This is a genomic window from Variovorax paradoxus EPS (genome assembly GCF_000184745.1).
GTDB classification, from domain to species: Bacteria; Pseudomonadota; Gammaproteobacteria; order Burkholderiales; family Burkholderiaceae_C; genus Variovorax; species Variovorax paradoxus_C.
On sequence record NC_014931.1, the window covers coordinates 4945155 to 4961003 of the forward strand.

Annotated in this window: 6 protein-coding genes; 3 read left to right on the top strand and 3 right to left on the bottom strand. The window is 69.5% G+C overall.

What is annotated here, in order from left to right; genetic code table 11:
• The first annotated feature begins 318 nt into the window (after nucleotides 1-318).
• Nucleotides 319-1743, top strand: coding sequence for a glycoside hydrolase family 43 protein (locus VARPA_RS22705; RefSeq protein ID WP_041943004.1), 1425 nt, complete (start codon nucleotides 319-321; stop codon nucleotides 1741-1743).
• Nucleotides 1744-1755: 12 nt separating this feature from the next.
• Nucleotides 1756-2307, top strand: coding sequence for a MarR family winged helix-turn-helix transcriptional regulator (locus VARPA_RS22710; protein ID WP_013542927.1), 552 nt, complete (start codon nucleotides 1756-1758; stop codon nucleotides 2305-2307).
• 220 nt (nucleotides 2308-2527) lie between these two features.
• Here the strand turns inward: VARPA_RS22710 and VARPA_RS31440 are convergent, their stop codons facing one another.
• Nucleotides 2528-2704: a hypothetical protein gene (locus tag VARPA_RS31440; protein WP_167330554.1), complete on the bottom strand. Its 177-nt coding sequence runs from the start codon at nucleotides 2702-2704 to the stop codon at nucleotides 2528-2530.
• 76 nt (nucleotides 2705-2780) lie between these two features.
• Here VARPA_RS31440 and VARPA_RS22720 point away from each other — a divergent pair, with 76 nt between their 5' ends.
• Entirely contained in the window at nucleotides 2781-3122 is a 342-nt protein-coding gene (locus tag VARPA_RS22720; protein ID WP_041943006.1) for a hypothetical protein, read from the top strand.
• Nucleotides 3123-3156: 34 nt separating this feature from the next.
• Here the strand turns inward: VARPA_RS22720 and VARPA_RS22725 are convergent, their stop codons facing one another.
• Both VARPA_RS22725 and VARPA_RS22735 read right to left on the bottom strand, forming a co-directional pair.
• Nucleotides 3157-8463: a beta strand repeat-containing protein gene (locus VARPA_RS22725; protein WP_049794458.1), complete on the bottom strand. Its 5307-nt coding sequence runs from the start codon at nucleotides 8461-8463 to the stop codon at nucleotides 3157-3159.
• Between the two features lie 32 nt (nucleotides 8464-8495).
• Nucleotides 8496-15728: a DUF11 domain-containing protein gene (locus tag VARPA_RS22735; protein WP_234974814.1), complete on the bottom strand. Its 7233-nt coding sequence runs from the start codon at nucleotides 15726-15728 to the stop codon at nucleotides 8496-8498.
• Nucleotides 15729-15849: the final 121 nt, after the last annotated feature.

A 15849-nucleotide genomic window follows, 5' to 3' on the forward strand; every position in this document is an offset into this window, starting at 1 on the left:
TGTGACGACCGCGCGCAATTTCGTGCATGTTGGATTTCGCCGATTCCTGACCCGGCGATGCGATTTCTTACGGCCTTTTTGAACTTTAGGTATCTCAGCAAGCGAAAAAACGATTGGTACTCCCGCGGATGCTTCCCTAGCATCGCCGTCGCCTACTCGCCGGATAAGCGAGGGGCAACGAACCCCGTGGGGCCGTGAACCCGTCCTTTCGACAGGGCTGGGTTGGCGGTCGCGGGATTTGGGCAAGCCTTCAACGCCTTCGCCGGCAAGCGGCGGCGAGCGAACGGGCTGCCTTTATATGGAGACAGGAACCCACTGGTGAAGACTTACTTGAAATCGATCCGTTCGGCTTTTGCCGCCGTCATGCTGGTCGCCGCATGGGGCGGCGCGCAAGCGCAATCGGCGGGCTACCTGCTGGTTCATTTCACGGGCGAATCCGCCCAAGGCGAGCAAACCTACATGACCGTCAGCACCGACGGCATGCACTGGACGGACCTGAACAACAGCCAGCCCGTCCTCACCTCGACCGTGGGCGAGAAGGGTGTGCGCGACCACAGCATCGTGCGCTCGCCCGACGGCTCCAAATACTGGATTCTTGCGACCGACCTGCGCATCGCCAGCGGCAAGGGCTGGGACGCCGCGATGCACCGGGGCAGCACCAAGCTGGTCATCTGGGAATCCACGGACCTCCTGCACTGGTCCGAGCCACGCCTGGTGGACATTGCCGGCGCCATTCCGAATGCGGGTTGCGCATGGGCGCCCGAAGCCATCTGGGACCCGGCGTCGAACGCCTACATCGTGTACTGGACGACCATTTCGCCGCTCAACGGCATCGACAAGCCGCGCATCTACTACGCGAAGACGACCGACTTCCGCAGCTTCACCGCGCCGCAGATGTTCATCGACAGGCCCGGAACGCAACAGATCATCGACACGCAGATCCTCGAAGTCGCGGGCAGCGTGGGCGGCTACAAGTACGTGCGCGCCTCCGGTGACGGCCAGATCACCCTGGAAGGCAGCCAGTCGGTGCTGGGCGCCTGGACGACCATCGGCGACCTGTCGCAGGTCGGCCTCACGGGCGGCATGGTGGAAGGCCCCATCCTCTTCAAGTTCAACGGCGAGAACAAGTGGGGCCTGTGGGTCGACCAATACGCCACGAACAAGGGTTACCTGCCGCTGACGTCGATCAACATGGGCAGTGCGCAGAACTGGCAGATCGCCTCGTCGGGCTCGTACAACCTGGGAGCGGACCGCAAGCGGCACGGCGGCATCCTGAACCTCAGCGCCGAGGAGATGAGCCGACTGAATGCGCAGTGGGGCGGCTCCACGCCCATCAACCGCCTGCAGTCCTCCAACTTCCCGGACCGGTATGTGCGGCACGCCGATTTCACCTCGGTGCGCATCGACCCGAACGTCTCGCCGCTGGACGATTCGAAGTTCCGGGTGGTGAAGGGCCTGGCGAACAACGCGGACAACGTGTCCTTTGCGTCGGTGAACCAGCCGGGCTATTACCTGCGCCACAAGAACTTCGTGTTCGAACTGGCGCCCTATGACGGATCGCCGCAGTTCGCCGCCGACGCCACGTTCAAGCAGGTACCGGGCCTGGCGGACGCGGGCGCCAGTTCCTTCCAGTCGTACAGCCAGCCGGGCTACTACATCCGCCACTACGCCTACCAGCTGCGCCTGGACACGATCGGCAACCCGACGGGTCGCGCCGATGCCACCTTCCGTGTGACCAACTGACCCCGAAATCGCATGCAAGCCCTTGCCGATACGACGGAACCGAGTGCGCCCCGCGTGCTGGACGATCTCCTGCTCCATCGCCTGTGGCGCGCATTGCGCCCGGGCAGCAAACTGGCAGCGTGCATCGTGGAAGAGCGCCATGGCATCACCCACCGCGAGTGGGGATTGGTCGGCATGCTTGCGCAGATCGGGGAGATCAGGCCCTCTGAACTCTCCGAGCGAATGAAGCTGGACCGCGTGCGCACCTCGCGCGCCTTGCGCGGCCTCTTCGACAAGGCATTGGTCGAGAGGCGCCAGGACACCGACGACCGCCGCGAGGTGCACGTGCAGCTGAGCGCCGCCGGCAGGCAGCTTTACGAGGACGTGTTTCCGCGCATCGCCGATCTCAACACCGGCCTGCTCGATGGACTCGACGAGAGGCACCACGACGTGCTTCTCGAATGCCTGCGCCGCGTCGAGTTGCGCAGCCTGGAACTGAATGCGCAGGACGCCGTTCCCGAGAAGGCCGACCGCCGCGCGGGCGGCACGCGCCGTCACTGGCCGAGGAACGCGAACCTCACTTGAGAGGGTGCCTGACGGCAGAGGCATCCGGCGATCCGATGGCGAAACGCGCAATCCGGGCATGTCCGCGGCCCGTTCGATCCAAAGCCGGAATGAAGCCGGACCCTGGCAGTTCAGGGCGACCGAATGTAGTAACAAAGTTACAAATACCGTGAACATGGGAGTGCCGCACTCAGGGGTTCGCTGAAAAATGCTGCACTGCAGTGCATCCGCCGATAAGCCGTCAGAGCTTGGCAAGGGGGTCCATCACATCCAGACCGCCCTCTTCATGCAAAACCTGTTTTCTGCCTGCCGTTGCGGCATCGACCATCTCAAGCGCATGCGCCGAAGCACGTGGATGCGACTCCTGCCGTGGGTGCGCCTTTTTCGCTGCGACAACTGCGGCAAGCACCAGCTCCATTCCGAACGAGAGATCGAGGCGGCCAAGGTCAAAAGAGATACCCGGACCCGTTTCTTGAAGAGGTAGTGGCCGTCCATTGCATGGCCCCGATGCCCCCGCCCTCAGACGTGCAGCAATCACCAACTGGCTTTCGGGTCGAAACAAGGGCATCGAATCGACGCACCTGTTCGCCATTGCCGACTATTTCCGGGTCAATCCGCGATGGCTGGCCACCGGTGCCGGCCCCAAGTGGGCCGAAATCCCGATGGACCTGTCGAAGAATGTGCACCCGACCGTGGGCGAGGTACTGAGCAAGTTCGAGGAAGTGGTCGCCCGGCAAGAGCAGATGAACGAGGCCGAGCGCATCGAGCTCTACATCTGGCTGGTCGGCGAGAGGCTGGGTCTCCAGAAACCGGCTGCTTCGCAAACCGCGGCTTGAAGGCCAGACGGCCCGCGCCCCGCGGCGACTTCGCTCAGTCCACCTTCACGCTGAACAGCACCGCCCCGGTGGCGCCCGGCGCCAGCGACCCGGTGAAGGACCAGCGCAGCCCGCCGGTTCCGCCCGCCGCTTGCGAGGCCGCACAGGCCACAGCCGGCGCAGGCAACGCATTGGCCGGCGTGTTCTTGCTGCAGGCGGTGAGCGAAGCCGGCGTGGTGCCGGCCTGCGCGGCCACGAAGCTGGTGTACTGCGGCGTCGTGTCGTTGACCGTCATGCCGGAGATCGGCGTGGTTCCGTTGTTGGTGTAGGTCACGCGGTATTCCAGGGTCTCGCCCGACTTGGCCTGGTTGTTCACGCCGAAGCCCGCACCCTGCGTGACGTTGCGCACTTCCTTCTTGAGCTCCAGCGCGCTGTTCGACACGGTGGTGGTGTCCAGCACCGTGTAGGTCGCGCTCAGCGCGGGGCCGGCGTTGGTGAAATCGAAGCTCGCCTGCAGCGTGCTCTGGTTGTTGCTGCCGTTGGCCGCGTTGGCCGGAATGAACTCCTGCATCACGATGCAGACGTTCTGCCCCGCCACCACCGTGAGCGGTGCCGACGGCGGATACAGCAGCGCGGCGCCGGGCTGCTGCGCGCCGGTACAGCCGGTGTCGGCAAAGATCTTGCCGCTCCAGCCGCTCACCGCCGGCGTGTCGACCGAATTCGAGATGCCGAAGCGCAGCGTGCCGCCGGTGCGCGCGATGAAGGTGTGGGCGTAGCTCACGGTGCTGCCGGGCATGCCGCTCTTGGCGCCGTCGGCCGCGAAGGTGTTGCGGTCCACGTCGCCGAAGTTCAGGCCGGCGTGGCCGGTGCCGTTCCAGGTGAAGGCGATGCGGTCGGGCGTGCCGGTGCGGGTGTAGGTGTAGCTCGTGCCGCCGCCCGCCACCGCCGAGCCCGAGGGCAGCGCCACGCTGCCGAACGAGGCGCCGGTCGACAGGCGCGATGCGGTGTTGGTCTCTTCCACGCACAGCGGTGCATTGGCGGCAGTGGCAAAGGGCACGTCGAGCGCGTAGTTGCCGGCGCCGTCGGTGGTGGCGGTCGAGAGCACGGTGGCCGCGCAGTTGGTCAGCCGCACGCTCACGCCCGCAATGCCGCCTTCGGTGCCGTTGATGCGCCCGTCGTTCGCCACGCCCGAGCCTGTGCCGTTGTCGAGGAACACGCGGCCCGTCACGCTGAAGCCGAAGCTGTTGACGAAGGTGCAGGTGATGTTGGCGCCGGCCACCATGTTGGCCGCGGGAATCGTGAGCTCGTTGCCCGCGAGCGTGCCGAAGGGCACGGTGGGCGTGGCGCTGGAAGCATCGAGGCAGCTCGCGCTGACCGGGTTGGCGGGCCAGCCGGCGGGCGCGCTTTCCTTGATCTTGGCCAGTTGGCCGGCGGTGCCGGTCAGGTTGGCCGCGCCGTTGGCGGTGCCGGCACCGGTCACGGTGATGCTGTCGGTGGCGGCCGAGAGCCCGCTCAGCGCAAAGCCGAACAGGTTGGCGCCGGTGCCGCCGGTGGTGGTCTTCACGATCTGCACCCGGGGGAACGGCGGCGTGAAGGTGTTGGTGAAGGTGCAGGCGATGTTGCTGCCCGCCGCGGTGGCGGCTGCATCGAGCGTCACCCTGCGGTTGGGCAGGTCGGGGGTGGCGGTGCCGCCTGCGCCGAGGCCGGTGCAGCTCACGCCGGTGAGCGCGTAGTTGGCGGGCAGCGGGTCTTCGGTGATGGTGGTGGCCACGCCGGGTGCGGTCAGCGTCTGGATCGCGCCCGCGACCGCGGTGCCGGCGGTCACGGTGGTGATCGTCTGTGCCGCGAGGCCGTTGGTGCCGGTGAAGCCGAACGGGCCGACGCCGCCGTTGCTCACCTTGCTGACCGTCACCGTGGCCGAGGCGGCGTTGGTGAAGGTGCACACCAGCGGCCGGCCGTACTGCACGCTGGCCGCGGGGATCGTGTAGGTGCGCGCGTCGGCGCCGCTGCCCAGGCTGCCGACGGGCGTGCCGGCATCGGTGCAAGTGGCGCCCGCAAGGTTCCAGCCCGGCACCGCCGGCTCGGCGATGGTGATCGCGGCGCCCTGCGTCGTGGCCGAGAAGGGCTGCGTGCCGGCGGTCGCGGTGCTGCCGTCGACCTGCACCGCCGTGCCCGCTGCCACGGTGCTGACCACGCCGTTGGTCTGGGTGGTGTTGCTCAGCGTGAAGTTGAAGGGGCCGCCGGCGCCGCCGGTGGTGGTCTTCGACAGCACCACGGTCGGCGGCGCGCAGACCGCGGTGGTGGTCGCCTGCGCGAGGAAGCCTTCGGCGTTCGCTCCGCTCTTGATGTGCACCACCACCGTGTTGCTGCCGGCGCGCCAGTTGCTCGCGAGCGTCGCGCTCGCCTGCCGGCCCGGATCGAACCCCCGGAAGTTGTAGGGATCGCCGCCGCCCTGCGGCACGCCGGGCACGGTCTGCAGCACGCCGTTGACGAACACTTCGGCCACCGAGTTGTCGGAATAGAAGTCCAGCTTCAGCGAGAAGGTCGCCGGGTTCACCGAGGCCGCCATGTTGAAGGTGAAGCGGTGGTAGACGTCGACGTTGCCCGTGTGGTTCGGGTTGTAGTTCGAGTTCCAGTTGGCGTTGCCGAACGGCGAGTCGATCCACGCACCGGGCGCCTTGTTGCCCACGTAGGCGCGCTGCCACGAGCTCACGGTGCCGGGGCCGCCGCTGGCAGCGCCCTCGCCCGATTCCCACACCGTGTCGCGGCCGCTGGTGAGCGGCGGTCCGTTCGCGCCGTTGTAGGCGGTGTTGAAGATCGCGGCGTTCGAGAGGCAACTCACCGTTGGTGGAACCGGCGGCGAGGTGGTGCCGGTGGCGCCGGTGTTGGTGAAGGTGCAGACCAGGTTGGTGCCGGGCGCCGTGGCCGCGGCATTGAGCGTGAGCGTGCGGCCCGAGAACGTGGCGGTGCCGCCGTTAGGCAGGCCCGTGCAGGAGGCGGCCGTCAGCGTGTAGCCCGCCGGCGGCACGCTTTCGGTGATGGTGGTGGCGGTGCTCGCGGCGGTGAGCGTCTGCGTCGCCGCGCTGGCGGCGGTGCCGGCCACGGTAGTGGTGATGCTCTGCGCAGCCAGGCCGTTGGTGCCGGTGAAATCGAAAGTGCCGACGCCGTTGGTCGAGATCGCGCGGATGGTCACGGTCGGCAGCGCCAGGAACCGGTACGTCTGCGGGCTCGGCAGATAGCTGCTGCCGCTGGCCGTGAAGGTGCCGCCCAGTGCCGCGCCGCCCAGGGTGACTGCGGTGGTGCTGTAGCTCCCGGCCTCGGTGGTCGTTGCCGTCACCTGGCAGGTGCCGGCGGCGCCGGTGGTGCAACTTCCCGCCGCGCCCTCGGCGCCGCCGTTGAAGGCCACGTCGGGCGTGGCGCCGAAGTTCACGACCACGCCGGCACCGACCGGATTGCCGCTCGCGTCGCGCACGAAAACCTGCAGCACGTCCTGCGCTGTGCCGTTGGCCACCTGGTTGTCGGTGACCACGCGCAGGCCCGACTGGGCGGCGCTCGGCGTGCCGGCCACGAAGCTGTAGCTCGCGGGGCTCGCGCCGTAGCTCTGGCCGTTCGCGGTGAAGACACCTGTCAACACGCCAAGCGGGATTCTTACGACGGTGCTCTTCGTACCCGGCACCGTGCTGGTCGCACTGACCTGGCAGGTGCCGTCGGCGGCGGTGGTGCAAGTGCTTGCCGCGCCCACGGCGCCGCCATTGAAGGCCACGCCTGTGGTGGCGGCGAAGGTCACCACCGTGCCGGCCACCGGGTTGTCGGCCGCGTCGCGCACGATGGCTTCGAGCACGTCCTGCGCGCTGCCGTTGGCCACCTGGTTGTCGGTGACAGTGCGCTCGCCCGAACGCGCCAGCACGGCGGCCCCGGTCACCACGGTGGTGGCGGCGCTGGCGCAGCTCACCGTGGCGCTGGAGACGCACGCCGCGCCCGGCGCCGTGGCCGGCGTTCCGCTGCCCGCCACGTTGGTGTTCGCGTAGTTGGTGAGCACCGTGCCTGCGGCCACCAGCGGCGCCGTGGCATTGAGCGTGAAGCTGCGCACGCCGCCGTTGATCGGAATGCCACCGGAGGACAGCGTCACCGCGCAGTTCAGCAACGCACCGGCTGCGCTCGGCATCGCGCCGCAATTCACAGCATTGACTCCAGTGCCCAGGCTCACCGTGTTGGCGATCACGCCCGGCGGAAGCTGCTCGCGCACGACCATCGACGTGCCGCTGGTGGCGGGGCTGGTGTTGGTCAGGCTCAGGACGTAGGCGATGGCGGCACCCGGCGCCACCGTCGCCGGCGCCGTCTTGCTCAGCGCGATCGACAGCGGCGCATTGAACTGGATCACCACCTGGCCGTTGCCGCCGCTGGCGTCGCCGCCACCGCCCGTGCCGATGCCGGTCGCGTAGTGGATGTCGCCCGTGCCCGCCGCCGCGCCGCCGCCATTGTTGGACGTCGAGATCGATCCCGCCGTCGAGGTCGTGCCGGTGACGCCGCCGATGTAGCCGGAGCCGCCACCGCCCATGCCGTTGGGCGAACTTCCCTGGCACAGCCCGCCGCCGCCGCCGAAGTAGCCGCCGCCGCCACCGCCGCCGCCTTCGTTCTGGTTCTCGTTGGTGGAGCCGCCGTTGCCGCCCTGCAGCGCGGAGCCGGCCGTCGGTGCGCCGAGATTGCAGGTGCCGCCCGAGCCGGCCGCGCCGCCCGCCGCCTGGGTGCCGGGCCGCCCGCTGCCGGCGACGCCGTCGTCGCTTCCGCTCGCGCCCCCGCCGCCGCCGCCGGCAGGCGTGCCCACGTCCCCGCCCGACGACGAGCCACCGCCGCCGCCGGCAATGAGGCGCGCGTTGCCCTGCGTGTAGGTCGTGGTGGCGAACACGCCCGACAGGCCGCCGCCGCTCGAGCCGATCGCCGTGGCCTGCGAGGTGCCGCCCGCGCCGCCGCCGCCGTAGGTCGTCGACGTATCGTTGACGCCGCCGCCCTCGCCCACGCGAACACCGAGCGCGGCGCCCGCCGCCACCGTCAGCGTGCCGGAGGCGAACCCGCCGCCGCCACCGCCGCGCTGCGTGGGGAAGTAGCTGCTGTTGGGTCCGCCGCCGCCGGCGCCCCAGGCCTTGATGAACACCGAGGTCACGCCGGTCGGCACGGTGAAGCTCTGGTCGCCGCCGGAGTAGGTCACCCGCACGCACGAGTTGTAGCCCGATTGGGGCGTGCACGTGGCCTGCGCAGCCCGCGCCGGTGCCGGCGTCAGCAGCAGTGCGAGCAGCGTCCAAAGTGCGGCGAGCGCCAGCACGGCGCGCGCGCGCCTGACGCCCGAAAAAAGGAATTGAGTCATCTGTCCTGCCATGCCGGCCGAATCTTTTCTTGTCATGGGCCGGCCGCCGCGTTCGCGTTCGCAGCGCCTGCCGAGGGGAAGCCGAGCCCCGTCTCGTCGAACTTGAAGCGCAGGCGAATGTACGCGCCCTTGCTGGTGTATTCGTTGGCGGTGAGGTCGCGGTCCTTGAGGCCGACGACGTTGTAGCCCACCGAGACCCACAGGTTCGTCATTGCCTGGTAGCCCACCTCGACGCCCAGCGTCTTCTGCAGCGCGCCGCCCTTGCCGTACAAGAGGCCGGCCTGGATGCCGAAGTCCCAGTCCTTGTCGATGTCCTGCGTGTAGCGCGCCTGCAGCAGATGCGCCCAGTAGGTGCTCTTGAGCCAGCCGTCGTCGGCGCGCGACCACTTGGCCGCGTAGCGCCCGTTGATCACGGTGCCGGGACGCGGGTTGTAGTTGACGTGGGCCGAGACGATGTCGGCGCTCGTGCTGCCCGGCAGGCTCGCATTGCCCGAGCCCGAGCCGAAGACGCTCGCGCCGTCGAGCGCACCGGTCGAACTGCCTGTGCCGACCACGCGCTCGGAACGGCGCTCGTAGCGCATCAGCGCATTCCAGCTGTCGGTGTCGACGGGGCGGTAGGCCAGGCCGATCTGGTGGCGCGCGAGGTGGTGTTCGTTGCCCGCGTTGGTGCCCTGCCCTTCGCTGTCGCTCATCACGCTGCGTGCGAGCAGGCTCCACGCGCGGTCGATCTTGTAGCCGAAGCCGGCGCTGAACAGGCGCGTGTTCGCATCGTCGCCACGCCGGCCTTCGAGCACGCCGCTCGCCTTGATGCGCTCGGTGCCGTATTCGACGCCGCCGGTGATGGCCGTCGATTGGCCGAGGCCGCCCGCGTAGCCCGTGCCGGTGTTGCCGCTGTTGACCGGGCCGCCGAGCTGGCGCGTGTGTTCGATGCCGCCGGTCAGGCGCCACTGGTCGTTGAGCTTGAAGGTGTTGCGCACGCCGGTCGCCGCCTGCGCGGCGCGGCCGTCGATGCTGTCGGCCAGCCGGTATTCGCTGTAGACGCGGCCGCCTTCCATGTAGCTGCTCTCGATGCCCAGGATGCCGACGTTGTTCGAGCCGGTCGTGCCCAGCTCGTCCTGGTTGTAGAGGCTGGAGACCAGCTCGTAGCGGCCGTAGATGCGCGTCTTGTCGGTCACGGCGTAGTTGCCGCCGATGGCCAGCACATGGCGATCGGACTTGCGGATGTCCTGCTCGCCCTCGACGAACACGTTGGCCTGCGGCAGGCCCGGCACCTGGGCCGAGATGCGCGCGCGCACGGTCGTCAGGTCTTCGGCATTCGCATTCGCGGTGGCCGCAGCGCCCAGCGCTGTGACGTTGCCGGCGCCCACGCCGCTGCCGAGGTTGCCGCTGTAGGTCGAGATCTGGCCGTAGTCGAAACCGGAGCTGGTGCCCAGGCCCGCGCCGCTCTGGCCGTGGCGCAGGCCCACTTCGGCGACCAGCTGCTCGCCGACCTTCTTCTGCACGCTGGCAGTGAAGCCGCGGCGGCTGCCGCCGAGCAGCGCGTCCTGGCTGAAGAGCGCCTCGCCGCGCAGCGCGGTGCTGGTGTCGATGCGGTACTCGGCGCGCGCCGACGCTTCGGTGCGCCCGGCCGAGAAACTCGCGCCGGGGTTGTCGAAGCCGGTGCTGGTCTTGCTGGCCAGCGCCACCACGGCGAGGTCCTCGGTCTGATGGCGCAGCTCCACGCGGCCGCCGCTGCCCTTGCCGTTCTTGTCGGACTCGGTGCGCACCCACTCGCCGGCCATGGTGGTGTTCTCGCCCACGCGCGCCACCGCGGTGAGCGCGCCGAGCTTGCGGCGGTTCTCCGGGTTCTCGTCGGTGCTCGCGACCACGCCCAGTTGCAGGTTGTCGGTCACCTTCACCTGCACGTCGGTGCCGGCCACGTTGAACTTCGGCCCGCCGGCGTCGACCTCGTAGGTCACGCGGATCGACTGCGGATTGAGGTTCGCATCGACCGAGGAGATCGCATGCGTGAAGAGGATGCGGCGCGTAAGCGGCTCGATCGTGTAGTCCACGAAGCGCGCGACCGTCGTGCGCTGCAGCACCAGGTCGGGCTGGTTGCGGTCGCGCACCACCACCTCGACCTGCTCGCTGTTGTCGACGAACTCGCCGCCCGTGGCGCTCAGGTAGTACGGGCCCGAGGTGCCGACCGCGCGGAACTCTTCCACCTGCTGCGTCTGCGCAGTGCGCGAGAAGAAGCTGGTGGCGCGCACGTTGCCGTCGTCGTAGACGTGCTTCAGGCCCGTGAGCGCGCGGTTGTTCTGGCTCAGGTTGCGCACCTCGGTGCTGCTGGCGGTGGTGAAGTCGCCGTACAGCAGGTACGAGCGGTTCTTGTCGATGCGCACGTAGAGCTTCTGCGTGCTCTGCGCGTCGAAGCCCTTCACCGACGAGTCGCCGTACACCGGATAGAACTCGTCGGGCCGGATGTCGCGGAACAGGCGGTCGTCGCGCGTCTTGGCCGAGTCGTAGGCGGCCGTGAGCAGGTACTCGCCCTTGACGGTGCCCTTGAAGAAGAAGGCGCTGCGGGCGGCCGCACGGCGGTTGTTGCTTTCGTCGGCCAGGCCGGTGAGCTCGGCCTCGAAGGCGGCGCCGGCAGGCATCGCGCCCAGCGGCACGCCGCCGCGCCTGGTGAGGTCGAGCACGCCTTCGACGATGCCCACGCCGATCATCGGCCGCATCTCGGGCAAGAGCGCGAGGCGCACTTCCTTCACGAAGCTGCCGGCCGTCACGCGCAGGCGCGCATCGCCGGGTTCGCCGGGCGGCAGCAGGCGGAACTCGGCCGCGCCGCCTTCCATGAAGACCTGCGTGCCCGGCTCGGCGGGGTTCAGGTCTTCGTCGAGCCAGCGGCCGCGGTCGGTTTCCAGGGTGAGCTGGGTGCGCGCGGTCACGGGCACGCCGGCGGCGTCGGTCAGGCGCACCTTCACGATCACCGGCGTGCGCAGGTCGGCCTGCGCGGACACGGGCAGCTCGACCTGAATGGCACCGAGCTTGTCGGGCGCGACCACGGTGATGTGCTGCGCGGTGCCGCGCGCGTTGCCGAAGGGGTCCATGCCCTCCAGCAACAGGCGGTTGGCGCCGGGCTGCAGCACCACGCCGATGTATTCCCAGGCGCCGAGCTTCTTCGCATCGAGCTGGGTCTTCTTGCCGACGCGCCGCTCCTCGATGACCTTGCCGTTGACGGTGAGGCGCAGCGCGAGGCCGGCCTCGCCCTTCACGCGCACATTGACCGACTGGGCCGGCAGCGTGTCGCCGTCCTTCAGGTCGATGAAGCCGAGGGCGTTGCCTTCGATCCGCGGCAGCAGTGCTTCGAGTTCGACCGGGCTGGGCACGGCCTGCGGCAGCAGCGGGTTGGCGCGCGGCGCGAGCATCTGGGTGCTGGTGTTGACCGGCCGGCTGGCGAAGGCGCCCACGCCCGCCGCACCGCCACCCGTGGCCGAAGCGCCCTGCGCGTTGGTGGGCAGGCCGTTCAATGCCGCGAACAGGCTGCCGGCGGGCGTGGGTGCCGGCGCGGCGCTGGCGCCGAGCGTGCCGCTCGCCGTGCCCGATGCGCCGTTGACGAAGCTGCTTGCGCCCGACGGTGCCACCGGCATCGCGATGAGCGGTGCCGAGTTGGCGAGCGTGGAACCGGTGCTGCCGGTACTGCCCGTGACCGACGACTGCCCGCTGGCAGGCAGCGAGCGCACGTCGCCCACCGGCACGATGCGGCCTTCGGGGTCGAGCCGCATGCGCACCTGCGCCTCGGCTTCGGTGTCGGGACTGGCGGCAATGGCCGCGCGGCGCGCGATCACGTCCTTCATCACGTCGGGTGCGTCGCAGTTGCCGACGATGAAGTTGGCCTTGTGGAACTCGCCCTTCTTCAGGTCGACGAAACGGCTCTCGGGACGGCCGGCATTGCGGTTGTCGAGCACCGCGAGCTGCGCCCCCGGGGGCAGCGTGGTCTGGTCGACGCGCAGCACGTGCGTGAGGGGCTTCAGGCCGTACAGGCTCCACTTGCCTTCCACGTCGGTGATGACATGGGTGCCGTCTTCCATGTAGAGGCGCACGCCCGGCACGCCGATTTCATCGTCGCCCTCTTGCCGCCCGTCGCGCTTGCAGTCCATGTAGACCTTGCCGAACATGAAGGCGTCGTCGGAGAACACGCCGCCGGTCACGCGCACGGTCCAGCTCGCCAGGTTCGACTGCATCGGGCCCGAGTTCGCGCGCGCGCGGTTGACGGCATCGCCGTTGGTGGGTGCACCCACGCCGATGCGCACGCGGTAGCGCACCGTGGCCGACTGGTCCACGCCCAGCTTCAGCGCCGGGTAGTCGAAGAACAACTGCGGGCCCGCGCCGCCGACCGGATCGACCGCGGCCGAGCCGTTCAGGCGCACGCTCTTCGCCACATAGGCAAAGCCTGGCGGCAGGGTGTCGGACAGCCGCACGCCGGTGACCGGAAAGCCCGTCTTGTTGGTGACGACCAGGGCGTAGTCCATGAAGTCGCCGAACTCGGCCTGGCGCTTGCTGCCTTCCTTGCGCAGCACCAGCCCGAGCACATTGCCCGGATCGAGCGGGATGTGGTTGTGCACCACGTCGCAGGCGGCGCCCGCGGCATCGAGGCCTGCGTTGACCGAGAAGTAATGGGTGGTCGCATCCGCCCCTTGCGGCGCGCCGGCATTCGGCACGATGGCGCCGCAGCGGCTGAAGGTGCCGGCCGTGGCCGGGATGAGCTGCGACGGCGCCACGTAGCCGCTGCCCGCGGGCGGCACCACGCCGATCGCGTAGGTGCAAGAGCCGGTGACCGGCGGCGACTGCAGGTAGAACTGGTAGCCGCCGTCGGCGCCGGTGACCATGGAGATGCTGCCGTTGGCATTGACCGTGTACAGGCCCGACGCGCCGCCGTACAACTGGTCCGCGGTGATCGGCGTGACCGCCCCGCTGCTGCACGACTGGCGCGTGAAGGTGACGACCGCGCCGGCCACCGGCTCGCGCGTGACCGCGTTGTAGACCACGCCCTGCGGATCGACCAGCAGCGACTGCACCGAGCTCGCGCTCGCCACCACCAGCATGGCCGGCGTGACGTTCACCGTGTTCTGGTCGAAGGCCGCGGCCCAGCCCTTGTTGGTGACTGCCACGCGGCCACCGATGGCCGCTGGCTTCTGCGTGATGCGCACGGTGAACGACAGCTCTTCGCTCTGGCCCGGCGCGAGCGCGCGGCTGCCGTCGGTCACGCTCAGCACGGCTTCGGTCGGCAGCCTGAACGGGTCGCTGCTCGCCAGCGACTCGCGGTCGCAGCTCGCGCGGCCCGTGAAGCCGGCCGCCGCGTTGAGCACGCCGTTGCGCGCCTTCGGCGGTGCGATCAGTTCCCAGGCGGCCACGAGGCCGTCGGGCTTGTCCATGTCGAAAGTGCAGTTCAGGTTGTCGATGAGCCGCAGGTTCGGCGCCGCGGCCACGCCGGTGTTGGTCACCTTCAGGTGGTAGTCGAGCTCGTACACGCCCTGCGCCACGCGCCGCGGTGCCGAGGCTGTCTTGACCAGCGAGAGCGTGGGCAACTGCGTGGACACCGGCGTGGGCGAGCTGTCGTTGTTCGGGTTGCCGTCGCCGTCGGCATCGGGGTTGCTGCCGTTGACCGAATCGTCGAAAGCCACGGGCGCGCCGCCCGGCGTGAGCGCACCTTGCGCACGCGCGGTGTTCAGGAGCGTGCCGGCGCGGCCGCCGACATTGAAGCGCACGTCGAAGCGCACGGTGAACTGCGCACCCACCGGCAGCACCGCGCCGGGCGCGAGCAGGCTCTGCGCGCCGGCGGTGCCGTTGAACGCGCTGTTGACGGCGGCCACGGTGCCGCTCACGCCGTTGCCCTGGTTGCTCGCGATGGCCAGCGAGCCCGGCACGATCGTGTACTGGTTCGCGGCCGGCACGGCCGCCGGGGTGAAGGCGCCGAACTGCGTGGTGCCGCTGCCTTCCATGAGGTCGGCCACCTGCACGCCGTAGAGCCACACGGCGCCGTAGTTGCGCACGTTGACGCTGAAGCTCACCGTGGCGGTGCCGTCGAGCTGGCCGTCTGCGCCGTGGTTCATGCGCGGCGTCGAGGCCGCCTTGGCGACGCCGATGCGGTTCTGGCTCGAGGTGATGACCACCGTGTTCGAGGGCGACACCGCCGGCGCCACGCCGTCGTTGTAGTAGCCCTGCGCGGTGTTGCGGATGTCCCCCGTCTGGTCGGCCTTGACCTGCACCGCGAACTGCATCGCGATCGACGCATTGCGTGCCAGCGGCGCCGGCACGCCGATGGCCACTTCGACGGCCGAGGCGTCGTCCACGGTGCGGTAGCTGAAGTCCGCATCGCCCGGCAGGCGGAACAGCCGCACCGCGCCGGCCGCCGTGCTCTGCAGGCTGCCCGCGATGTAGCGCGTGCCCGCGGGCACGAGGTCGCGCACCAGCAACAGGGCGGTGGGCGTGCCGTTCACCAGCACCGGCGTGCCGGCGGGTGCGGCGGTGTTGCCGGGGCGGGCGTCGCGCGCGCCGATGTTCGTGCCGGATACCGTGAAGTCGATGCGCGTGCTGCCAGGAACCACGAGACCCGGATAGCTCGCCGACTTGGTGAGCGAGAGCACCGCCACGTCGCCCGCGGTGACGGTGTCGCGGTTGACCGCGCTGAGCTTCTGCAGCGCGGTGGTGGCGCTGAGCACCACGCAGGCGCTGCCGGTGGCCGTGGCGGGCACGGTGCCCTGCACCAGCAGCGCCGCGGTTTCGCCGGGCTGCAGTGCGATCGCGCCGGCGGTGCCCAGCGGCAGCACCGGATCGGCCGCATCGACCACGCCGTTGTTGTTGCTGTCGCGCACCACGCGCAGCGCCGAGAGATCGAGCGCATCGGCCGGACAGCCCGCACCGTTGTTCGCCAGGCCGATGGTGTAGCTCGACGGCACGTTGCCGGTGTTGGTGAGCAGGTGGCTCAGCGTGACGACGGTGGCCGGCGGACGGTCGACCGACTGGTCGTGCGTGAGCACCAGCGCCTCGACCGGCAGCACGCTGGCGACGACGCTGTTGGAGCTCGAAGTCTCGGTCTGCGCAAGGCCGGCCGGCACGTAGGTGGCGGTGGCGACGTTGCGCAGCACGGTGCCGCCGGCCGGCGCCGCGGCGTGCGCGACAGGTCCGGCGACCGTGCAGCACAGAACCGCCATCGCAGCGACGGCAGCGGCCATGCCGCCTCGCCATTGCTGCGAGCGGGTGCTCAGGTACGCCAGAAGAAATTGCACGCCACGAACCTTCCATTGGCCCCTCGCACGCGGCGCGAGCCGTCAAAACTCGAAAAAAACTTTTTCCTCTGCCGCCTGCAAATACAGGTGCGGTTGCGTGCTGCTTTGTTGGAAGCGGCAA